Annotated in this window: 17 protein-coding genes and 2 riboswitches; of the genes, 8 read left to right on the top strand and 9 right to left on the bottom strand. The window is 68.0% G+C overall.

The features are described 5' to 3' along the window. Positions 1 to 379 precede the first annotated feature (379 nt). The gene (gene tkt, locus AC5JJ6_RS14375) at positions 380 to 2,398 is read left to right on the top strand and encodes a transketolase (protein WP_496042704.1); all 2,019 of its coding nucleotides are present in this window, start codon (positions 380 to 382) and stop codon (positions 2,396 to 2,398) included. Between the two features lie 47 nt (positions 2,399 to 2,445). Then, positions 2,446 to 3,453, top strand: a complete 1,008-nt coding sequence (gene gap / locus AC5JJ6_RS14380) for a type I glyceraldehyde-3-phosphate dehydrogenase (protein ID WP_496042705.1) — start codon at positions 2,446 to 2,448, stop codon at positions 3,451 to 3,453. A gap of 465 nt (positions 3,454 to 3,918) precedes the next feature. Here the strand turns inward: gap and cbiB are convergent, their stop codons facing one another. Genes cbiB through cobA form a run of 3 tightly spaced genes read right to left on the bottom strand, consistent with a single transcriptional unit; the run spans position 3,919 to position 7,020 of the window. Next, positions 3,919 to 4,893 carry an adenosylcobinamide-phosphate synthase CbiB gene (gene cbiB, locus AC5JJ6_RS14385; RefSeq protein ID WP_496042706.1) on the bottom strand — a complete coding sequence of 325 codons (975 nt, stop codon included), beginning with the start codon at positions 4,891 to 4,893 and terminating at the stop codon, positions 3,919 to 3,921. Continuing rightward, the gene (locus AC5JJ6_RS14390; RefSeq protein ID WP_496042707.1) at positions 4,890 to 6,191 is read right to left on the bottom strand and encodes a cobyrinic acid a,c-diamide synthase CobB; all 1,302 of its coding nucleotides are present in this window, start codon (positions 6,189 to 6,191) and stop codon (positions 4,890 to 4,892) included. The genes cbiB and AC5JJ6_RS14390 overlap by 4 nt, the downstream gene beginning before the upstream one ends. 4 nt (positions 6,192 to 6,195) lie before the next feature. Beyond that, positions 6,196 to 7,020, bottom strand: a complete 825-nt coding sequence (cobA, locus tag AC5JJ6_RS14395; RefSeq protein WP_496042708.1) for a uroporphyrinogen-III C-methyltransferase — start codon at positions 7,018 to 7,020, stop codon at positions 6,196 to 6,198. Positions 7,021 to 7,055: 35 nt separating this feature from the next. On the opposite strand from cobA, the gene AC5JJ6_RS14400 reads away from it, so the two are divergent. Next, a complete protein-coding gene (locus AC5JJ6_RS14400) occupies positions 7,056 to 8,882 on the top strand; it encodes a cobalt-precorrin-5B (C(1))-methyltransferase (RefSeq protein ID WP_496042709.1) in 1,827 nt (608 codons plus the stop codon). A gap of 2 nt (positions 8,883 to 8,884) precedes the next feature. Here the strand turns inward: AC5JJ6_RS14400 and cobM are convergent, their stop codons facing one another. From cobM to AC5JJ6_RS14430, 6 genes are read right to left on the bottom strand one after another with little or no spacing between them, the layout of a single operon-like run. After that, positions 8,885 to 9,652, bottom strand: a complete 768-nt coding sequence (gene cobM, locus AC5JJ6_RS14405) for a precorrin-4 C(11)-methyltransferase (RefSeq protein ID WP_496042710.1) — start codon at positions 9,650 to 9,652, stop codon at positions 8,885 to 8,887. Beyond that, positions 9,649 to 11,457: a precorrin-3B C(17)-methyltransferase gene (cobJ, locus tag AC5JJ6_RS14410; RefSeq protein WP_496042711.1), complete on the bottom strand. Its 1,809-nt coding sequence runs from the start codon at positions 11,455 to 11,457 to the stop codon at positions 9,649 to 9,651. Before cobJ ends, cobM begins: the two co-directional genes overlap by 4 nt. After that, complete coding sequence (locus AC5JJ6_RS14415) at positions 11,454 to 12,158, bottom strand: precorrin-2 C(20)-methyltransferase (RefSeq protein WP_496042712.1); 705 nt, start codon at positions 12,156 to 12,158, stop codon at positions 11,454 to 11,456. The genes cobJ and AC5JJ6_RS14415 overlap by 4 nt, the downstream gene beginning before the upstream one ends. Further along, the gene (gene cbiE, locus AC5JJ6_RS14420) at positions 12,155 to 13,357 is read right to left on the bottom strand and encodes a precorrin-6y C5,15-methyltransferase (decarboxylating) subunit CbiE (RefSeq protein ID WP_496042713.1); all 1,203 of its coding nucleotides are present in this window, start codon (positions 13,355 to 13,357) and stop codon (positions 12,155 to 12,157) included. Before cbiE ends, AC5JJ6_RS14415 begins: the two co-directional genes overlap by 4 nt. Next, positions 13,354 to 13,980, bottom strand: coding sequence for a precorrin-8X methylmutase (locus AC5JJ6_RS14425; RefSeq protein ID WP_496042714.1), 627 nt, complete (start codon positions 13,978 to 13,980; stop codon positions 13,354 to 13,356). Before AC5JJ6_RS14425 ends, cbiE begins: the two co-directional genes overlap by 4 nt. Before the next feature lie 7 nt (positions 13,981 to 13,987). Further along, positions 13,988 to 15,151 (bottom strand): sirohydrochlorin chelatase, encoded by a 1,164-nt coding sequence (locus AC5JJ6_RS14430; RefSeq protein ID WP_496042715.1) that lies wholly within the window; start codon positions 15,149 to 15,151, stop codon positions 13,988 to 13,990. Between the two features lie 37 nt (positions 15,152 to 15,188). Next, positions 15,189 to 15,426: riboswitch (cobalamin riboswitch) on the bottom strand. On the opposite strand from AC5JJ6_RS14430, the gene cobD reads away from it, so the two are divergent. The 5 genes from cobD to cbiQ all read left to right on the top strand — a co-directional run. Then, positions 15,416 to 16,489, top strand: coding sequence for a threonine-phosphate decarboxylase CobD (gene cobD / locus AC5JJ6_RS14435; protein WP_496042716.1), 1,074 nt, complete (start codon positions 15,416 to 15,418; stop codon positions 16,487 to 16,489). Its footprint overlaps the riboswitch before it by 11 nt. Continuing rightward, positions 16,486 to 17,127 (top strand): 5,6-dimethylbenzimidazole synthase, encoded by a 642-nt coding sequence (gene bluB / locus AC5JJ6_RS14440; protein ID WP_496042717.1) that lies wholly within the window; start codon positions 16,486 to 16,488, stop codon positions 17,125 to 17,127. Before cobD ends, bluB begins: the two co-directional genes overlap by 4 nt. 42 nt (positions 17,128 to 17,169) lie before the next feature. Then, positions 17,170 to 17,395: riboswitch (cobalamin riboswitch) on the top strand. A 123-nt stretch (positions 17,396 to 17,518) separates the two neighbouring features. Further along, entirely contained in the window at positions 17,519 to 18,181 is a 663-nt protein-coding gene (locus AC5JJ6_RS14445) for an energy-coupling factor ABC transporter permease (protein WP_496042718.1), read from the top strand. Further along, positions 18,181 to 18,492, top strand: a complete 312-nt coding sequence (locus tag AC5JJ6_RS14450) for an energy-coupling factor ABC transporter substrate-binding protein (RefSeq protein ID WP_496042719.1) — start codon at positions 18,181 to 18,183, stop codon at positions 18,490 to 18,492. The genes AC5JJ6_RS14445 and AC5JJ6_RS14450 overlap by 1 nt, the downstream gene beginning before the upstream one ends. After that, positions 18,479 to 19,126: cobalt ECF transporter T component CbiQ (cbiQ, locus tag AC5JJ6_RS14455; RefSeq protein ID WP_496042720.1), on the top strand; the 648-nt coding region annotated here is incomplete at its 3' end. The genes AC5JJ6_RS14450 and cbiQ, both read left to right, overlap by 14 nt.

Raw genomic sequence — 19,126 nt, forward strand, 5'->3', positions numbered from 1 at the left:
AGAGCGACTTTCAGACGGTCCATCGGGGCGAAGCCGATCCTGCGCAGATTTAAATAGATACTCGATCCGACCTTTAGCAGGCGCCGGCGCCGCCGTCAACCGCAGTGCGACCGATGGAGGCATGACGGGCCGAGTTTCAGCCGGATTTCCGGGGTGTCCCCGCCCTCTTCGGGCGCCCGCCGCCCGCGCATCGCCGGCGCATGACACCTCCGGGCATCTCGCTTGTTGACGTAGGCAATCGGCAGCGGCATGGTGCCCGCGTTTCATATCCGTGAAGCCTCGACCTAAACTCCAGTACGCATTGGTGTTATCGCCGACACCATCGTCATCGCTACAACCGCTGCGTCAAGATCAGAACAAAACCGGGAACACCTCAACCATGCCGACGTCGCCCACCTCCGCCGCGACCCCTGCAAACCCTGCCGGCGTCCCGCACGAGCAGTTGGCCAATGCGATTCGCGTCCTTGCCATGGATGCGGTCGAAGCCGCTAAGTCCGGGCATCCCGGCATGCCGATGGGCATGGCCGACGTCGCGACCGTGTTGTTCGGCAAGTTCCTGAAGTTCGACCCCAAGGCGCCCATGTGGCCCGACCGCGACCGCTTCGTGCTGTCCGCCGGCCACGGCTCGATGCTCCTCTACAGCCTGCTCCACCTGACCGGCTACGAGGAGATGACGATCGACGAGCTGAAGCGGTTCCGCCAGCTCGGCAGCAAGACGCCGGGCCATCCTGAAGTGCTGCAATCCGGCGGCATCGAGACGACGACCGGCCCACTCGGCCAGGGCATCTCCACCGCCGTCGGCATGGCGCTGGCGGAGCGTATCCTGAACGCCCGCTTCGGCGACGATCTGGTCGACCACTATACTTATGTCATCGCCAGCGACGGCGACCTGATGGAAGGCATCAGCCACGAAGCCGCCTCCTTCGCCGGCCATCTGGGCCTGTCCAAGCTGATCGTGCTGTGGGACGACAACCAGATCTCGATCGACGGCCCGACCAGCCTGAGCTTCACCGACGATACGCTGAACCGCTTCCGCGCCTATGGCTGGGATGTCCGCGAGATCGACGGCCATAACCCGCAGCAGATCCACACCGCAATCGAGTACGCCCGGACCACCGACGCTCCCTCGCTGATCGCCTGCAAGACCATCATCGGCTACGGCGCCCCGACCAAGGGCGGCACCCATCACTGCCACGGTTCGCCGCTGGGCGCCGACGAGATCAAGGCCGCGCGCGAGAAGCTGGCCTGGACGCACGAGCACTTCATCATCCCCGAGGAGATCACCAGCGTCTGGCGCGGCTTCGGCCAGCGCGGCGTCGCCGAGCGGGAGAACTGGGAAGCGCGGCTGAACGGCGCCGGCGAAAGCGCCCGCACCAGCTTCAACAACGCCTTCTCCGGCGACGTGCCGCCCGATTTCGACGCGCTGATCGACGGCTTCAAGGCCAAGATCTCCGCCGAGAAGCCGAAGCTGGCGACCCGCGTCGCGTCGGGCAACGTGCTGGACGTACTGGTCCCCGCCGTTCCCGAACTGATCGGCGGTTCCGCCGACCTGACGCCCAGCAACAATACCAAGGTGAAGAACACCGGCGCCGTCCAGCGCGACAACTTCAACGGCCGCTACGTCCATTTCGGCGTGCGCGAGCACGGCATGGCCGCCGCGATGAACGGCATGGCGCTGCACGGGGGCATCATCCCCTATGGCGGCACCTTCATGACCTTCAGCGACTACTGCCGCCCGGCGATCCGGCTGGCCGCGCTGATGAAGTGCCGCACGATCTTCATCATGACCCATGACAGCATCGGCCTGGGTGAGGACGGTCCGACCCACCAGCCGGTCGAGCACGTCCCGGCGCTGCGCACGATCCCCAACCTGCTGGTCTTCCGCCCGGCCGACGCGGTCGAGACGGCGGAATGCTGGTCCATCGCGCTGAAGAGCAAGCACCGCCCGTCGGTGTTCGCGCTGACCCGCCAGAACCTCGCGACCATCCGGACCGAGCACACGACCGAGAACCTGTCGGCCAAGGGCGCCTATATCCTGGCCGACGCCAAGGGCAAGCGGAAGGTCACGATCTTCGCGACCGGCTCGGAAGTCGAGATCGCCGTCGAAGCCCGCAAGGCGCTTCAGGCCGAGGGCATCGGCACCACGGTCGTCTCCATGCCGAGCTGGGAACTGTTCGAGGAACAGGACGAGGACTATCAGGACGAAGTGATCGGCAGGGGCACCGTCCGCATCGCGGTCGAGGCTCAGATCCGCATGGGCTGGGACCGGTATATCGGACACAAGGGCGCCTTCATCGGCATGAAGAGCTTCGGCGAATCCGCGCCGTACCAGGATCTCTACAAGCATTTCGGCATTACTGCCGATGCAGTTGTGGCGGCTGCCAAAGCAAGGTTGTAAACGGGCACGCGCAAGCCCGTAATCGAGTTTGAACTCAGGAGGAATCAATGGCTGTCAAGGTTGCCATCAATGGATTCGGTCGTATCGGCCGGCTGGTACTGCGGGCTATCTATGAATCGGGCCGCAACGACATCGAAGTTGTCGCGATCAACGATCTGGCCGATATCCACACCAACGCGCACCTGCTGAAGTACGACAGCGTCCACGGCCGTTTCCCCGGCACCGTCGAAGCCCGTGAGGGCGTCATGGTCGTCAACGGCCACGAGATCAAGGTCGTGCAGGTCCGCGATCCGGCCCAGCTCCCCTGGGGCGACCTGGGCGTCGAAATCGCGCTGGAATGCTCGGGCATCTTCACCAAGCGCGACGATGCCGCCAAGCACATCACGGCGGGCGCCAAGAAGGTCCTGATCTCGGCTCCGGCAACGGACGAAGACCTGACGGTCGTCTACGGCGTCAACCACGACAAGCTGACCGCCGAGCACAAGATCGTCTCCAACGCGTCCTGCACCACCAACTGCCTGGCTCCGGTCGCCTTCGTGCTGAACAATCTGGTCGGCATCGAAAAAGGCTTCATGACCACGATCCACAGCTACACGGGCGACCAGCGCATCGTCGATACGATGCACAAGGACCTGCACCGCGCCCGTGCCGCCGCCCTCAACATGATCCCGACCTCCACCGGCGCCGCCAAGGCCGTCGGCAAGGTGCTGCCGGAACTGAAGGGCAAGCTGGACGGTACCGCCATCCGCGTCCCGACCCCCAACGTCTCGGTCGTGGACTTCAAGTTCGTCTCCAAGCGCGCCACCAGCGTCGAAGAGATCAAGAAGGCGATCTCCGAAGCCGCCGCCGGTCCGCTCAAGGGCGTCCTTGCCGCCTATGACGAGGAACTGGTCTCGACCGACTTCAACCACGATCCGCATTCGTCGATCTTCGCCCTGAACGAGGCCAAGGTCATCGACGGCAATCTGGTCCGTATCCTGACCTGGTACGACAACGAATGGGGCTTCTCGAACCGCATGGCCGACACCGCCATCGCGATGTCGAAGGCCGGCTGATTTAGGTCGGCTTGAACTGAATGAAAAAGGCCCTGCCGGAGCGACGCTCCGGCAGGGCCTTTTTGTAATACACAGAAGGAATTGCTTAGAAAGTTGAAGTCATTCGTAGGTCGGTCTAAAGCGAAGCGGCAGCCGACATAGACGCGCCTGCTTGTCGGCTGCCGCTTCGCTTTAGACCGACCTACGAGACGAAAGTAATTTCTTAGGTCAATCTCGCCGGCACTTGGCATAGTGCAGACTTACTCGACACGGCGCTTCCGGAGTATGACATACTGTCTTCGACGCATACAAATCCGTTGTATCCTGGAAAACGCCGTACGGCCCGAGGGACGCATCAAGCTGGGTTCCTTGCTGGCCGAAATCGGCCGTGAGGCCGGAGGTGTCGATCTCCATATCGAGCGCGGCGGCGGCTAGCCTGGATTTGCTGCTGTACCTGTTCGCGATGCCGAAAACGCGGCCGGTCGATCAGCCCAGCACGGCCAAGCCAGCTATGAGCGTCGCCTGAATGACGCAGGCGCCGAGCAGGATGCGGAGTGCTCTTCGGATATCTTCGGATGTCGCTTCGCGCCTGCCGCCTTCGCCCATCCAGGCGTCTTCCACCACCACGTCGCCGTAGCGGCGGGGGCCGGCGAGGGCGAGGCCGAGCGCTCCCGCCATGGCGGCTTCCTGCCAGCCGGCATTGGGCGAGCGGTGCTTGCCGGCGTCGCGCAGCATGATCTTCCAGGCGGCATACGCCGGGCGCAGGCGCTTTCCCTTCAGGAAAGCCGCCGTGCCGAGGATGATGAACAGGCCGGCCAGACGGGCCGGGAGAAGGTTGACCAGATCGTCCAAGCGGGCCGCCGCCCAGCCGAACGCCTCATGGCGGGGTGTCCGGTGGCCGATCATGCTGTCGGCGGTGTTGATCGCCTTGTAGGCGACGAGGCCGGGGAAGCCCAGGACGGCGAACCAGAACACCGGGGCGACGATACCGTCCGAAAAGTTTTCGGCGCAGGATTCGATGGCGGCGCGGCAGACGCCGTGCTCGTCCAGGCTTTCCGGATTGCGGCCGACGATCATGGAGACTGCCCGACGGCCTCCCGCGATGCCGTCGGTTTCGAGGGCGGAGGCCACGGCGGCGACGTGGGTGTAGAGGCTATGCTGGGCGATCAGGGTGCTGGCGAGAACAGCTTCGGCGATCCAGCCCCAGGAGGTGGCGGACAGGCCCCAGCTCAGAAGCCATGCCGGGCCGGCGGTGAGCGTGACCAGCAGGACCACGGCGGCGATGCCGCTTAGACGGCGGGCGAAGCGGGTAGCGGCTTCACGGTTCAGCGTGCGGTCGAGCAGACCGACCAGCCGCCCGAAGAACACGACGGGGTGGGGCACGCGGGCGTAGAGCCAAGCCGGTTCGCCGAAGGCCGCATCGAGCACCAGCGCCAGCAGGACGGTCGTGTCGAGGTTCATTCCGCCCGGTCCACGATATGGAGGAACGACCCCATGACGCTGCCGCGCATCGTGCCCATGCTTCCCAGGCCAATCCGTCGGGCGTCGCTGGCATGGAAGAGCGGCTGTGCGGTGTCTTCGGCTGCGATGCTGGAGTAGTGGAACTCATGCCCGCGCAGGGTAGTGCCGACGGGGCCGAAGGGCGTCGCGGTGGCCGTTGTGGCGTGGCGGTATCCCAGGTGCAGCCGGCGCTTGGCAAACGAGGTGTCGAGCGGCAAAAGGCCGGCCATGGGATGAGTTACGCCGTCGGCGTCTTCCAGGGTGCGGCCGAGTACCATGTAGCCGCCGCATTCGCCATAGATGGGGATTTGCCGGGAAGCGGCGGTGCGCAGGCCGTAGAGGAACCGGGCGGCAGAGGCCAAGCGGCTCGCATGCAGTTCGGGATAGCCGCCGGGGAGATATATCGAGTCGGCGTGAGATGACGGCGGTTCGTCGGCGAGGGGAGAGAACGGCAGCAGTTCGGCGCCCTGGTTCCGCCAGCCGTCCAGCAGATGCCGATAGGCGAAGACGAAGGCGGCGTCCTGTGCGACGGCGATTCGCTGGCCGAGCGGCGGCAGACTGACGGGCTTCGCCGAGGATGGGAGTTTGACGGGACGGGCGAGGCTGCGGAGAGCGGCAGTGTCGATGTGGCGGGCGACGACATCCGCTGCCTTGTCGAGGAAGTCTTCGAGCGCGGCGTGCTCACCCGCTGGGACCAGACCCAGATGGCGGTCGGGCAGGGACAACGCTTCCAGGCGCGGCAGGGCGCCCAGGACGGGGATGCCGAGGGGCGCCAGTGCCGTGCGGAGCAGCGCTTCATGGTTCGGGCTGCCGACGCGGTTCAGGATCACGCCGGCGATATCGAGGTCCCTCCGGAAACTGGCGAAGCCGTGAACCAATGCTGCGGCGGACTGCGCCTGCGACTTCACGTCCAGCACCAGGACCACCGGCCAGCCGGTCAGGGCGGCCAGATCGGCGGTCGAGCCGGTGCCGTCGGCGGCGCCGTCGAACAGGCCCATGACGCCCTCGACGATCAGGAGAGCGGCGCTCTCCTCCGCCAGCCGGGCCAGCGTTTCCGGCCGCATCGCCCAGGGGTCCAGGTTGATGCAGGGGCGGCCGCTGGCCGCAGTGTGGAACATCGGGTCGATGTAGTCGGGGCCGACCTTGCGGGAGGCGATATCGACTCCCGCCCGCCGGAAATGGCGGAGCAGCGCCAGCACCGTGACGGTCTTGCCGCTGCCCGATGCCGGGGCGGCCAGGATCAGGCCCGGCGCGGTCACGGCCCTAATCGCTGGCCCGACGAGACATCGCGCCGATCCAGTCCAGGGCCGGGCGCAGCAGCACCACGTCGCCGACGACGACAAGGGCAGGCGGCTCGATCCCGTTGGCCGCCACGTCGTCGGCGCATCGTTCCAGCGTGGTTTCAAGCACGTGCTGGTTGGGCAAGGTGGCGTTGGTGACGATGGCGACCGCTTGGGTAGCAGGGCGGCCGGCGCTGATGAAGTTGCCGGCAATGGTCGCCAAGTGCTTCAGCGCCATGTAGAGGACGATCACCTGCGAGCCGCGCGCGACGGCGGCCCAGTCGATCGTGTCCGGCACCAGCCCCGACGCGCTGTGACCGGTCATGAAGGTGACGGCATGGTTGGTGTCGCGGTGGGTGACGGGAATGCCGGCATAGGCAAGGCCGCCGATCCCGGCGGTGATGCCGGGGATCACGCGGAAGGGAATGTCGTTCTCGACCAGCGTCAGCGCTTCCTCGCCGCCCCGTCCGAAGACGAAGGGGTCGCCGCCCTTCAGGCGGAGGACGCGCAAGCCGTCTCTCGCCAATTGGACCAGCCGGCTGGAGATGTCGGGCTGCTTGGGCGACGGTTTGCCGCCGCGCTTTCCGGCGAATTCCAGACGGCAGCCTTCGCGCGCCATGCCGAGGATGTCGGGACCGACCAGCGCGTCGTAGACGATCACGTCGGCATGGCGGAGCGCATGCCATGCGTGAAGGGTCAGCAGGCCGGGATCTCCCGGACCGGCGCCGGCGAGCCAGACCCATCCGGGCTCGAACTCCGGGAAGGGGAGGGCCGGAAAGGAGGAAGAGGGAGGAGATGAGGGGATCATTGCCGTCACTCTACACCGCGTCTATAAGCCACGCCATGACCGACAAACCGGATGGCGCTCCCAATCGTCCCCTTCGCCGGGGCTGGACAACCGGCGCCTGTGCCACGGCTGCCGCCACGGCGGCCTACACCGCCCTGCTGACCGGAGATTTCCCCGATCCCGTGACCATCCGCCTGCCCGGCGGGGAAACACCCGCCTTTGCGCTGGCCTGGGAAAGCAAGGGCGGGGCCGAGTGTTCCGCCGGCGTCGTCAAGGATGCCGGGGACGACCCCGACGTCACCCACGGCGCGCTGATCATAGCGACGGTCCGGCGCGGGGAGGCCGGCAGCGGCGTGACGTTCCGCGCCGGCGAGGGCGTGGGCATGGTGACCAAGGAAGGCCTGCCGATCCCGCCCGGCGAGCCGGCGATCAATCCCGTTCCGCGCCGGATGATGGCGGAGGCGGTGGCCGGGCTGGCGGCGCAGTTCGGCGATGCCGGAGATGTCGTGATCGAGGTGTCGGTGCCGGGCGGGGCGGAGATCGCGCAGAAGACCTGGAACCCGCGCCTGGGGATCGTCGGCGGGTTGTCGATCCTGGGGACGACGGGCATCGTCGTGCCGTTCTCGTGTTCCGCCTGGATACACTCGATCCATCGCGGCATCGACGTGGCGCGGGCCAATGGTTTCGATCATGTCGCGGGTTCGACCGGGTCTACTTCCGAACAGGCGGTGCAGCGGATACATGGCCTTTCCGAACTGGCTCTGCTGGATATGGGCGATTTCGCCGGCGGCATGCTGAAATACCTGCGGCGCAATCCTGTCCCGAGGGTCACGATCGCGGGCGGTTTCGGCAAGCTGACCAAGCTGGCCCAGGGTTTCCTCGACCTGCATTCGGGGCGGAGTCAGGTCGATTTCACGTGGCTGTCCGACCGGCTGGCGGAACTTGGGGCGCCTGCGGAATTGGTGGAAGAGGCGAAGGGCGCCAACACAGCCAATCAGGTGCTGACCAGGGCCGTCGCCGCCGGAGTGCCGCTGGCCGATCTGGTCGCGGCGCGGGCGCGCGCCGTGGCGCTCGGCGTGCTGGACGATTGCGGTACGGATGTGGAGGTTCTCGTCTTCGACCGCAAGGGCGGGCTTGAGGGCAGGGCGGGTTTCGAAGGCGGCGGCGCCCGCGTGCTGATCCTGGGCGGCACGTCGGACGCGGCGGCGCTGGCGCGCGGGCTTTCCGGCGTCGGCGTCATCACGTCGCTGGCGGGGCGGACCAAAGCGCCGGCTGCACTGCCGGGCGAAGTCCGCGTCGGCGGGTTCGGCGGGACCGAGGGGCTGACGGCCTATCTGGAGGAGCGGGGCATTACGGCAGTCGTGGATGCGACGCATCCGTTCGCCGCGACGATCTCCCGCCATGCCGAAGCCGCTTGCCGGCTGCGGCCGACGCCCCGGCTGATGCTGGCGCGTCTGGCTTGGGACAAGCAGCCGGGCGACCGGTGGATCGAGGTCGATGACATGGCCGCCGCCGTCGCGGCGATCCCGGCGGGTGCGCGCGTGTTCCTGACCGTGGGGCGGCAGGAGCTGGCGGCTTTCGCCAACCGCACCGATGCCTGGATGCTGGCGCGGGTGATCGACCTGCCTGAGCAGCCGGTCGCGGGAGTGACGTTGGTGACGGGGCGCGGGCCGTTCGACTTGGAAGCCGAACGGGCGCTGCTGGTCGAGCACGGCATCACGGTCGTCGTCGCCAAGAACAGCGGCGGCACTGCCAGCTATCCCAAGCTGGCGGCGGCTCGCGAGCTGAACATTCCGGTAATCATGGTGCGCCGCCCGGCTCTGCCGCCGGGCGAGGTCGTCGGCACCGTGGAGGACGCGCTGGACTGGCTGAAGCGCCGCTGACGTCACAGCACCTTGCGCTCTGGCCGCAAGACATGGACGTGGTTGGCGTCGTAGAGGGCGCTGTCGCGGAAGTCCTCCGCACCCAGGACGCGGCCCACGATGATCAGCGCCGTCCGGGTGATCTTCGCTTCCCGCACCTTCCCGCGGATGTCGGCCAGCGTTCCCCGGATCACCTGCTGGTCCGGCCATGTCGCGCGGTACACCACCGCGACCGGGCAATCGGCGCCATAGTGCGGCGAAAGCTCGTCCACGATCTTGGTCATGTTGCGGATCGACAGGTGGATCGCCAGCGTCCCGCCGGAGCGGCCCAGCACGTCCAGCGTTTCCGCGTTCGGCATGGGGGACGACTTCATCGCCGTCCGCGTCAGGATGACGGTCTGTGAGACTTCCGGCAGCGTCAGTTCCGTCCGCAGCAGTGCGGCGGCTGCCGCATAGGCCGGCACGCCGGGGGTGATGTCGTAGGGGATGCCGAGAGCATCCAGGCGCCGGATCTGCTCGCCGATGGCGCCGTAGAGCGAAGGGTCGCCGGAGTGGACGCGGGCGACGTCATGGCCGGCGGCATGGGCGGCTTCGATTTCCGCCAGAATGTCGTCCAACGTCATCGGCGCGGTGTCGACCACGCGCGCGCCTTCCGGCGCATAGGCCACGACTTCCGTCGGAACGAGCGAGCCGGCGTAGAGGCAGACCGGGCAGCGGGCGATCAGGTCGCGGCCCCGGATGGTGATGAGGTCGGGCGCACCCGGACCTGCGCCGATGAAGTGAACCGTCATGGGGATTTGTCGTCCAGATGCTTCGCGGCGTAGCCGCGTGGTGTGTAGACCCAGGTGCCGCCGTCGCCGCGCGCGATGGCGCGGGTTTCGGACGAGCCGATCATGACCAGCGTCAGCATGTCCACGTCGGCGGCGTCGAGGGCCGCCAAGGTCGTAACGGTGATGGTCTCGCCGGGGCGGCCGAGGTTGCGGGCCAGGATGACCGGGGTGTCGGGCGGGCGGTGTTCCAGCAGGACGGCCTTCATCGCGGGAAGCTGCCCGGTCCTGCGTTTGGATACCGGATTGTAGACGGCGATCACGAAGTCGCCTTGCGCTGCGGCGCGGATGCGGCGCTCGATCACCGGCCAGGGCGTCAGCAGGTCGGACAGCGAGATCGTGCAGAAGTCGTGGCCGAGGGGAGCGCCGGCACGCGATGCCGCCGCCTGAAGGGCCGAGACTCCGGGGGTGACTCCGATATCCAGCCTTGCCCAGTCGGGGCGGGCTTCGCGGTCGATCAGTTCGAACACCAGCGTCGCCATGGCGTAGATCCCGGCATCGCCGCTGGAGACCAGCGCCACGTCGCGGCCTTCCGCCGCGAGGTCGAGCGCGACGCGGACCCGCATTTCCTCGGCGCCCAACTCATAGCCGTGGCGCTGCTTGCCGGCGGTCAGGTCGCCCAGCAGGTCCAGGTAGAGGTGATATCCGACGAGGTCGGTCGCCTGCGTCAGCCACTGGTCCGCCTCCGGCGTCCGCCAGCCGTCGCTGCCGGGACCGATGCCGACGATGGAAAGCCGGCCCCGGCGCTTGCCGATGCTGTCGGGTGTAAGCGGCGTGGCGGAGAGGCCGACGGCGCAGGTGGCGCGAGCGGATTTCCGCTTCGGCACGATCAGGGTGCCGGATGAGGCGGCGAGGGCGGCGCCCTCGGCGACGCCGTGGCAGCCGACCTCGTTAAAGACGATATCGGACGGGTTGGCGAGACGGGGAGCTTCCTCCTCCAGCCGGGCGGCGTCGAAGAAGCTGATAGGCACGCCAAGATCCGCCGCTGCGGCGTGGATGGCGGGTTCGTCCATCTTGACGTCGATCGAGCAGAGCGCCGCGACGGCCTGTTCGGCCAGCCCGGCGGAGGCCAGCGTCTCGCGCACCAGGGCAATCACTTCCTCCGCCGACGCGCCGCGCTCGCAGCCGACGCCGACCGTCAGTACGGGAGGATGGTAGACGAGCTTCGACGCTGAACCGGCTTCCGCCCGTTCGGTGACGCGCAGCACCAGTTCGGCATCGGGGCTGAAGGGCAGGCGGGAAGCCGCCAGCCAGGGAGCGCTGCCGTCCAGCCGGACAGTGCCGCCCGCCAGCAGGGCGGCGCTGAAGGGCTTGGCGTCGGCGGGGTTGGCGAGGGTCCAGCCGGTGGGCGGCTCGTCCAGGGCGACGCCGAAATTGAGATCGCCGGCGGTGGTGATCGCGGGCTCGATCCCGAGCGAGGCCGCCAGCCGCCGGGCGAGGTCGTTGGCGCCGTGATGGCCGCCCAGCAGCGGGACGACGGCGCTGCCGTCTTCGGCCAGGGCGAGGACGGGCGGTTCGGAACGCTTATCCGACAGGACGGGACCAAGGGCACGGATCAGGATGCCGGCGGCGCAGACGCCGATGATCGGCGTTCCAGCCTGGAACAGCGCGCGCAGGTGGTCGAGCGTCGCGGTGAATTCCCGGTCCGTGCCGCTGACGCGGTGCGCCAACCCGTGGATCTCGGAGCCGGGCAGAACGGTGCGCGCGCCCTCGGCCACTTCCAGGCCTGATTGGGACAGGACGACGAAGACGGGGGCGGGAGCGGTCATGACCATGCCTCCCCGCGCTTGTGGACCAGCACCATCGAGAAATACGGCACGCTGTCGGGGTCGACTTCGTCCAGCGGCAGCAGGCGCTGGTTCTGCATGGTGGCGCGCTCGACGTAACGGGCCTGGGCGGCGAGGCCCAGTTCGGTCAGCACGTCGCGGACCTTGGCGAAGTGGCGGCCCAGCTTCATGATCGCGGCGGCGTCGGTGTTCAGCAGAAGCTCGCGCAGACGCTCCGCCGGCAGCGGGGCGGGGACCACGGTCAGCACGTCGTTGCGCGACGCCAGGGCGGCACCGGAAGCGGCGGCGCAGGCGGTCAGCGACGAGACGCCGGGGACGACCTGGACCGGGAAGCGCTCGGCCCTGCGGCCGAACAGGTACATGAAGGAGCCGTAGAAGAACGGATCGCCCTCGCACAGCACGGCCACGTCGCGGCCGGCTTCCAGGTGCGCGCCGATCTCGACGGCGGCGCGGTCGTAGATTTCCTGCGCCGGGAAGCGTTCCACCACCATCGGCATGCGGATCGCGATCTCGGTCTGGCCGCCGGGGAGGTGTCCGGCGACGATGGCGCGGGCGAGGCTGTCGCCATGCTCGGGGGCGGGATACGCGATAACCGGCGCCGCACGCAGCAGGCGGAGCGCCTTCAGCGTGATCAGCTCGGGGTCGCCCGGCCCTACTCCCAGGCCGTAGAGTGTTCCGTTCATGTCTTCAGCAGCGCCAGTTGTGTGACCGGCATTAGGGGACGCCAGCCGGAGAACGGGCCGATGGGTTCGGCCCTGGAAATCGCGATACGGGTCAGGCTGCCGCCGAGCTTGGCGTAAGCGGAGGTCAGCGTCTGCTCGCCCTCGATCGTGACGGCGTTGGCGACCAGCCGCCCGCCGGGGCGGAGCGCCTGCCAGCATGTCTCGAACACCCCAAGCGCGGAGACGCCGCCGCCGATGAACACGGCGTCGGGCGGCGGAAGACCTTCGAGCGCTGCCGGGGCCTTGCCCTCGACGATTGTCAGGTCAGGGCAGCCGAGGCTTTCGGAATTGGCCTCGATCAGGGCCAGCCGATCACGGCGCGGTTCGACGGCTACCGCGCGGCAGGCGTGGTGGTGGCGCATCCACTCGACCGCGATGGAGCCGCAGCCGGCGCCGACATCCCACAGCAGTTGGCCGGGAACGGGGGCGAGAGCGGCGAGTGTCGCGGCGCGGACCTCCCGCTTGGTCAACTGGCCGTCGTGGTGGAAGGCTTCGTCCGGTAGACCGGGAGAACGGGGCAGCAGGGGGGCGCCGGGATCGGCGACGCACTCGACCGCCAGCGTGTTGAGGCCGGCGATGTCGGGCTCGTTCCAGTCGCGGCGGCGCTCCTGCGGGCCGCCCATCCGTTCCAGCACGGTGATCCGGCTTTGGCCGTAGCCTCGGGCGGCCAGCACGTCGGCGACGGCGGCCGGAGTGCTGCCGTTCTCGCTGAGGATCAGCAGGCGGGCTCCCGGCTGGAGATAGGCTTGCAGGAGGGCCAGGGGACGGCCATGGAGCGTCAGGGTTTCGACCTCGGCCCGTGCCCAGCCCATGCGGGCGCAGGCTAGATCGAAGGCGCCGGGGGCGGGGACGACGATCATTTCGGCGGGCGGGATGCGCCGCGCCAGGGTGGCGCCGATGCCGTAGCTCATCGGATCGCCGCTCGCCAGCACGCAGACGCGGCGGCCCCGGTGGCTCAAGAGTTGTTCGAGACCGGCGCTGAAGGGGGAAGGCCAGGGCAGGCGGTCGCGGCTATCGCCGGGGATCAGGGCAAGGTGACGCTCCCCGCCGACCAGCAGGTAGGCGGCGTCGAACAGGCGGCGGCCCGCTTTGGAGACGCCGTCCAGCCCATCCACGCCCATGACGACGACGGACACCCACGCACCGGCAGGGGATGTCATGCGCGGGCTCCGATCGCCAGGGCGTTGACGGCGGCTGACGCCATCGCGCTGCCGCCGCGCCGTCCGCGCACGGTGATGAAGGGGACGCCGCGCGGGTTTGCCGCCAGCTCGGCCTTGGATTCGGCGGCGCCGACGAAGCCGACGGGGAATCCCAGGATCACGGCGGGCCGGGGCGCTCCGGCATCCAGCAGTTCCAGCAACCGGAACAGCGCCGTCGGGGCGTTGCCGATGGCGACGATGGCGCCGTCCAGATGCGGCAGCCAGAGGTCGAGCGCCGCCGCCGACCGGGTCGTGTCGTGCTGGGCGGCCAAAGCCGGGACGGCGGGGTCGGAGAGGGCGCAGAGCACCCGGTTCCCAGCCGGCAAACGGGTCGCCATGATCCCGGATGCTACCATCTGCGCATCGGTCAAGATCGTAGCGCCCGCGGCCAGTGCCGCGCGGCCGACGGAGACCACGTCCGGGGTCCACACAAGGTCTTCGACCAGATCGACCATGCCGCAGGCGTGGATCAGGCGTGTCGCCACCTCCGCCACGTCCGATGGCATCGCCGCTAAGTCGGCTTCCGCCGCTATCGTGGCGAAGGAGCGGCAATAGATTTCCGCCGGGTCGCGCAGGTATTCCATCACCGGATCAGTCGTGCGACAGCTTGGTCAGCGTCTTCGGTCCCAGCGGATGGTCCGCGTGCGGGTAGGGGTGGTGATGGTGACCGGCGGCGCCATGGTCGTGCTTATGGCCGTGATCGTGCGGATGGTCGTGGCCGTGACCGTGCGGGTGATCATGATCGTGATGGTGGCCGTGTGCGTGGTCATGCCCATGATCGTGCGAGTGCCCATGGTCGTGACCGTGAGCCGGAGCGCCTGACCCGATGCCCTCGACGTGGTGGTGGTGGCTTTCCTGCTGAAGGCCGACTTCGGCCTCGAATCCCAGCACCTGTTCGCGGTACTTGCACATCTGGCAGTTCATGTTGCCGGTGCCTTCCAGGATCTCGGTCACCCGGTCGGCGAAGGTCTGAAGCACCAGGGGATGGTCGTTCAGGTAGCCGGCCTTGATGAACTCGATATCCGGGAACTTCGCGGCGACTTCATCGGTGTAGTCGTAGATCCGCTGGACCAGGATGCCGGTGAACAGGAAGTAGGGGAATACGACGATGCGGCGGTATCCAAGCTTGGCCGCATGCTCCAGCGCGGGGGCGACCAGCGGGAAGGTGACTCCCGAATAGGCTGTTTCGGCCCAGCCGAAGCCCATGCCTTCCCACAGCATCCGCGTCACCTTGGCGACGTTGGAGTTGGCGTCCGGGTCGGAAGCGCCCCGGCCCACGACCACAAGCAGGGTCTCGTGGCGCGGCACTTCGGTCTTGGCGGCGGCCAGCGCTTCGGCCACCCGGTCGCCGGCAGCGCGCAGCATCTTCACGTCGATGCCAAGCTCGCGGCCGTAATGGATGGTCATGCCCTCGTTCTGGGCCTGATAGGTATTGAGGACGGACGGAATGTCGTTCTTGGCGTGGCCGGCGGCGAACAGCATGCCGGGGATCGCCAGCACCTTGGTGACGCCCTTGGCGCGCAGCTTGTCCAGCCCCTCGCGGATGATCGGCTTGGCGAATTCCAGATAACCGTACTCGACCGCGTCGTAGGGCAGCTTGGCGCGGAGCTGTCCTGCTACCACCGCGAATTCCTGCACGGCGCCAAGGTCGCGGCTGCCGTGGCCGCACAGCATGACGCCGAGCTTCTCGACCGGCTTGCCGATTTCCTCGGTCGATTTGCCGGGAGCCTCGGTGGGCTTAATGATCGCGTTCATATGTCCTCATTCACCGGTGCACCCCGCCCGGACATCGTTGTTGCGCGCGACATTGGCAGGTCTCCTGACTCGCAGGTCCCAGCCGGACGCCATTGCCTTCCCAGCCCGTCTTTTCTCCAGGGCCAGTGGCTTTGAATCGGCGCCGACTCACTGCTCACAGTTGCGGGGGCAGCCACGGATTTGGCATACGGCTCACGAGCCCGGCCTCACCGTGTTCCCTTTTCACCTCAGGTCCCGAAACGGGGCGCCAAGGAACCAATGTCTATGGGTGAGCAGTCTTACGGTCCCCCCGCATCAGCGTCAATCGCGAATCCGGCGGCGGAGCCGGCAGCGGGCGGACCGGTCCGCGACCATGGCGGCGCGCTCGACGCGGCGGAAACGCGCTTCGGCAAGCCGGCCGGCGGCTGGGTCGATCTTTCCACCGGCATCAATCCGTGGCCCTGGAAACCGGGGGAGATCGGCGCCGACGCCTGGAACCGGCTGCCGGACCGGGCCGCGAACGACCGTCTGCGACATGCGGCGGCACGCTACTTCGGGGCCGCGCCGGAAGCGCTGATGGCGGCTCCGGGATCGCAGGCGCTGATCCAGGCAGTGCCCCGGATCGTGCGCCGGGGGCACGTCGCCATCCTGGGCTTCACCTATGCCGAGCACGCCCGCTGCTGGCGTCTGGCGGGGCATCGGGTGACGGTTGAGGAAAACCTGGAAGCGGCGGCGGGAGCCGACTGCGTCATTGTGACCAACCCCAACAATCCGGACGGCCGGCAGGTCGAGCCGGCGAGGCTGCTGGAACTGGCCCAAAGGCTCGCCGCACGCGGCGGGCTGCTGGTCGTGGACGAAGCCTTCGCCGACGTGACGCCGGATCTCAGCGTCGCGGGAGAAGCCGGGCAGCCGGGTCTGTGCGTGCTGCGGTCGTTCGGCAAGTTCTTCGGGCTGGCTGGATTGCGGCTGGGCTTCGCATTGGGAACCGGCGAACTGGTGCGGCGGCTCGAAGAACATCTCGGTCCCTGGGCCGTCGCCGGTCCGGCGCTGGAGATCGGCGCGGCTGCCATGGACGATGCGGACTGGATCGCTGCTACCCGCGTCCGTCTGGCGCGGGCCGCAAGCGACCTGGATTCCCTGATCGAAAGCCACGGGCTGGCGGTGGTCGGCGGCACCGACCTGTTCCGGCTTGCCCGGACGCGACATGCCACCGCTCTGTACGAGCACCTGGGCCGGCAGGGCATCCTGGCCCGCAGCTTCGATGCGAAGCCGGACTGGCTGCGCTTCGGCCTGCCGCCGGATGCTGCGGCATGGGAGCGCTTGCGCGCCGGCCTCGCTTCCTTCAACTTGGCCGCATGACGAATGCCCCTATTTTCGATGTGGAATTCCAAGCCAAGCTGGAAGACCTGTTCCGCTGGCGGCGGGACGTGCGCCGGTTCCGCACCGATCCGGTCGATGCCGGCCTGATCGAGCACTTGGTCGGCGTGGCGGCGCTGGCGCCGTCGGTCGGCTACAGCCGTCCCTGGCGGTTCGTCCGCGTCGACGATCCGGAGCGGCGAAACACCGTTCGCGGCATCTTCGAGCACTGCAATGCGGAAGCGCTGTCGGGCTACACCGGCGACCGCGCCCAGCTCTACGCCCAGCTGAAGCTGGCCGGGCTGAACGACGCTCCGGTCCAGCTTGCCGTCTTCAACGACGACGCGACGGAGCGCGGCCATGGCCTGGGCCGCAAGACCATGCCGGAGATGCTGCGCTATTCGACCGTGACGGCGGTCTACACGTTCTGGCTGGCGGCCCGCGCCCATGGCATCGGCGTCGGCTGGGTGTCGATCCTGGACCCGGAAGCGGTCTGCCGCACGATCGACGTGCCGCCATCCTGGTCCCTGGTGGCCTATCTGTGCGTCGGACTACCGATCGAGGAGCACGCCGAGCCGGAACTGGAGCGGGCCGGCTGGGAGCAGCGGGAGAATGCCGCGGCCTTGCTGCTGAGCCGTTAGGTTCTACGGTTAAGCACTTGACGCGCCATCGTTCCGCCCACTAGCTTCAATCTTGGTGATAGGTTCCCCCGAGCGAGCGACGAGGGGGATTAATAGGGAACACGGTGCGGCGGACCCCTCTGGGGACCTAATCCGTGGCTGCCCCCGCAACTGTGAGCAGCGAGTCGACGCCGACTTCGTGCCACTGGCCCCTTATCCGGGGCTGGGAAGGCGTGGCGACCGACTACGACCTGCGAGCCAGGAGACCTGCCGTCACCGGGAGAGCCGTATGTTCCGGGCGGGGTGCACCGGGAGGAAGGCCAGCCGGACCGGTCGCAGTCAGACGCCACCGCCGCCGCCTGTGCGCTTCATCCATGCATCCCCTTCATCGTCGAGGGGGAAATCAGTTTCAATGCACATTATGGAAGGCTATCTGCCGCCCATCCACGCCTTGGCCTGGACGGTCGCCGCAGCGCCGTTCGTGGTGGCTGGCATGCGCCGGATCGGGCGTATCGTGGAGGACCATCCGGAAACCAAGCTTCTGCTTGCCACGTCGGGCGCCTTCGCCTTCGTATTGTCGGCGCTGAAGATTCCGTCCGTGACGGGAAGCTGCTCGCATCCGACCGGTGTCGGGTTGGGCGCCGTCCTGTTCGGACCCAACGTGATGGCGGTGCTGGGCAGCATCGTCCTGCTGTTCCAGGCGCTTCTGCTGGCCCATGGCGGCATTACCACGCTGGGCGCCAATGCGTTTTCGATGGCGATCGTCGGCCCCTGGGTCGCGTGGGGCGTCTGGCGGATGACATCCGGCTTCGGGCGGAGCGTCGGCGTGTTCCTGGCGGCGGCTCTGGGCAATCTGGCCACATATTGCGTGACCTCGGTCCAACTGGCGCTGGCATTCCCCGATCCGGCGACCGGGTTCGGCGGGGCGCTGGTCAAGTTCCTGTCGATTTTCGCCGTTACCCAGGTGCCGCTGGCCATCGTCGAAGGCATCCTAACGGTCGTGGTGGTCAACCTACTGGCCCTGTACAGCCGGGACGAACTGTCGGCCCTGGCCTTCCTGCGGGGGGCGAAGTGATGGGGCGGAACGGAATACTGCTGCTGATCGCGGCGGCCATCGTGGTCTTGCCGCTGGTCGTGAAAGGCAACGCCGAATTCAGCGGTTCGGACGGTCAGGCGCAGGGGGTGATCGACGAAGCCGGCTATCGGCCCTGGTTCGAGCCGCTGTGGGAACCGCCGAGCGGTGAGATCGAAAGCCTGCTGTTCTCGCTTCAGGCTGCCTTGGGCGCCGGTCTGCTCGGCTACTATGTCGGGCTGCGGCGCGGCCGCAGTGAAAAGCGCGGTGAGAGTGCCAAGCCGCGGCGGGACGAGGTCCATGCTGGCGATTGACCGCCACGCCTGGACCAACCGGTGGAGCGACCGCCATCCCCTGGAAAAATTGGTCCCCGCCGGCGGCATGCTGCTGGCGGCCCTGGTCCTGCCGCCATGGCCGGCGGCGCCGCTGATAATTGCCGTGATGCTGGTGCTGACGATCGCGGGAGCGAGGGTGCCGCCGAGGGCGGCGCTGGGGACGCTGGCGGTGCCGCTGGGCTTCCTGCTGACGGGGATCCCGGTGCTGGCGCTGGCGGTCGATGTTTCCGACGGGGTGCATATCGGGCTGGCGCCGGATGGGCTGCGGCTGGCGGCGGAGGTCACGTCGCGGTCGCTGGCCGCTACGTCCTGTCTGGTCTTCCTCATCCTGACCACTCCGGTCGCGGAGCTTGTCCCGATGCTGGGCAGGCTCGGCGTGCCGAGGCCGGTGCGGGAGCTTACCCTGCTGATCTACCGGCTGATCTTCGTCTTTCTGGAGCGGGCGGATGCCGGGCGGCAGGCTCAGGTCGCGCGGCTGGGCTACGACGGGCCGCGCCGGAGCATCCGGTCGCTCGGCTGGCTGGCGGGAAGCCTGTTCCAGCGCTCGCTCGACCGGGGCCGGCGGCTCGAGACAGGGCTGGCGGCGCGGGGCTTCACCGGTGACCTGCCGCAG

It is taken from the genome of Skermanella sp. (assembly GCF_059503625.1).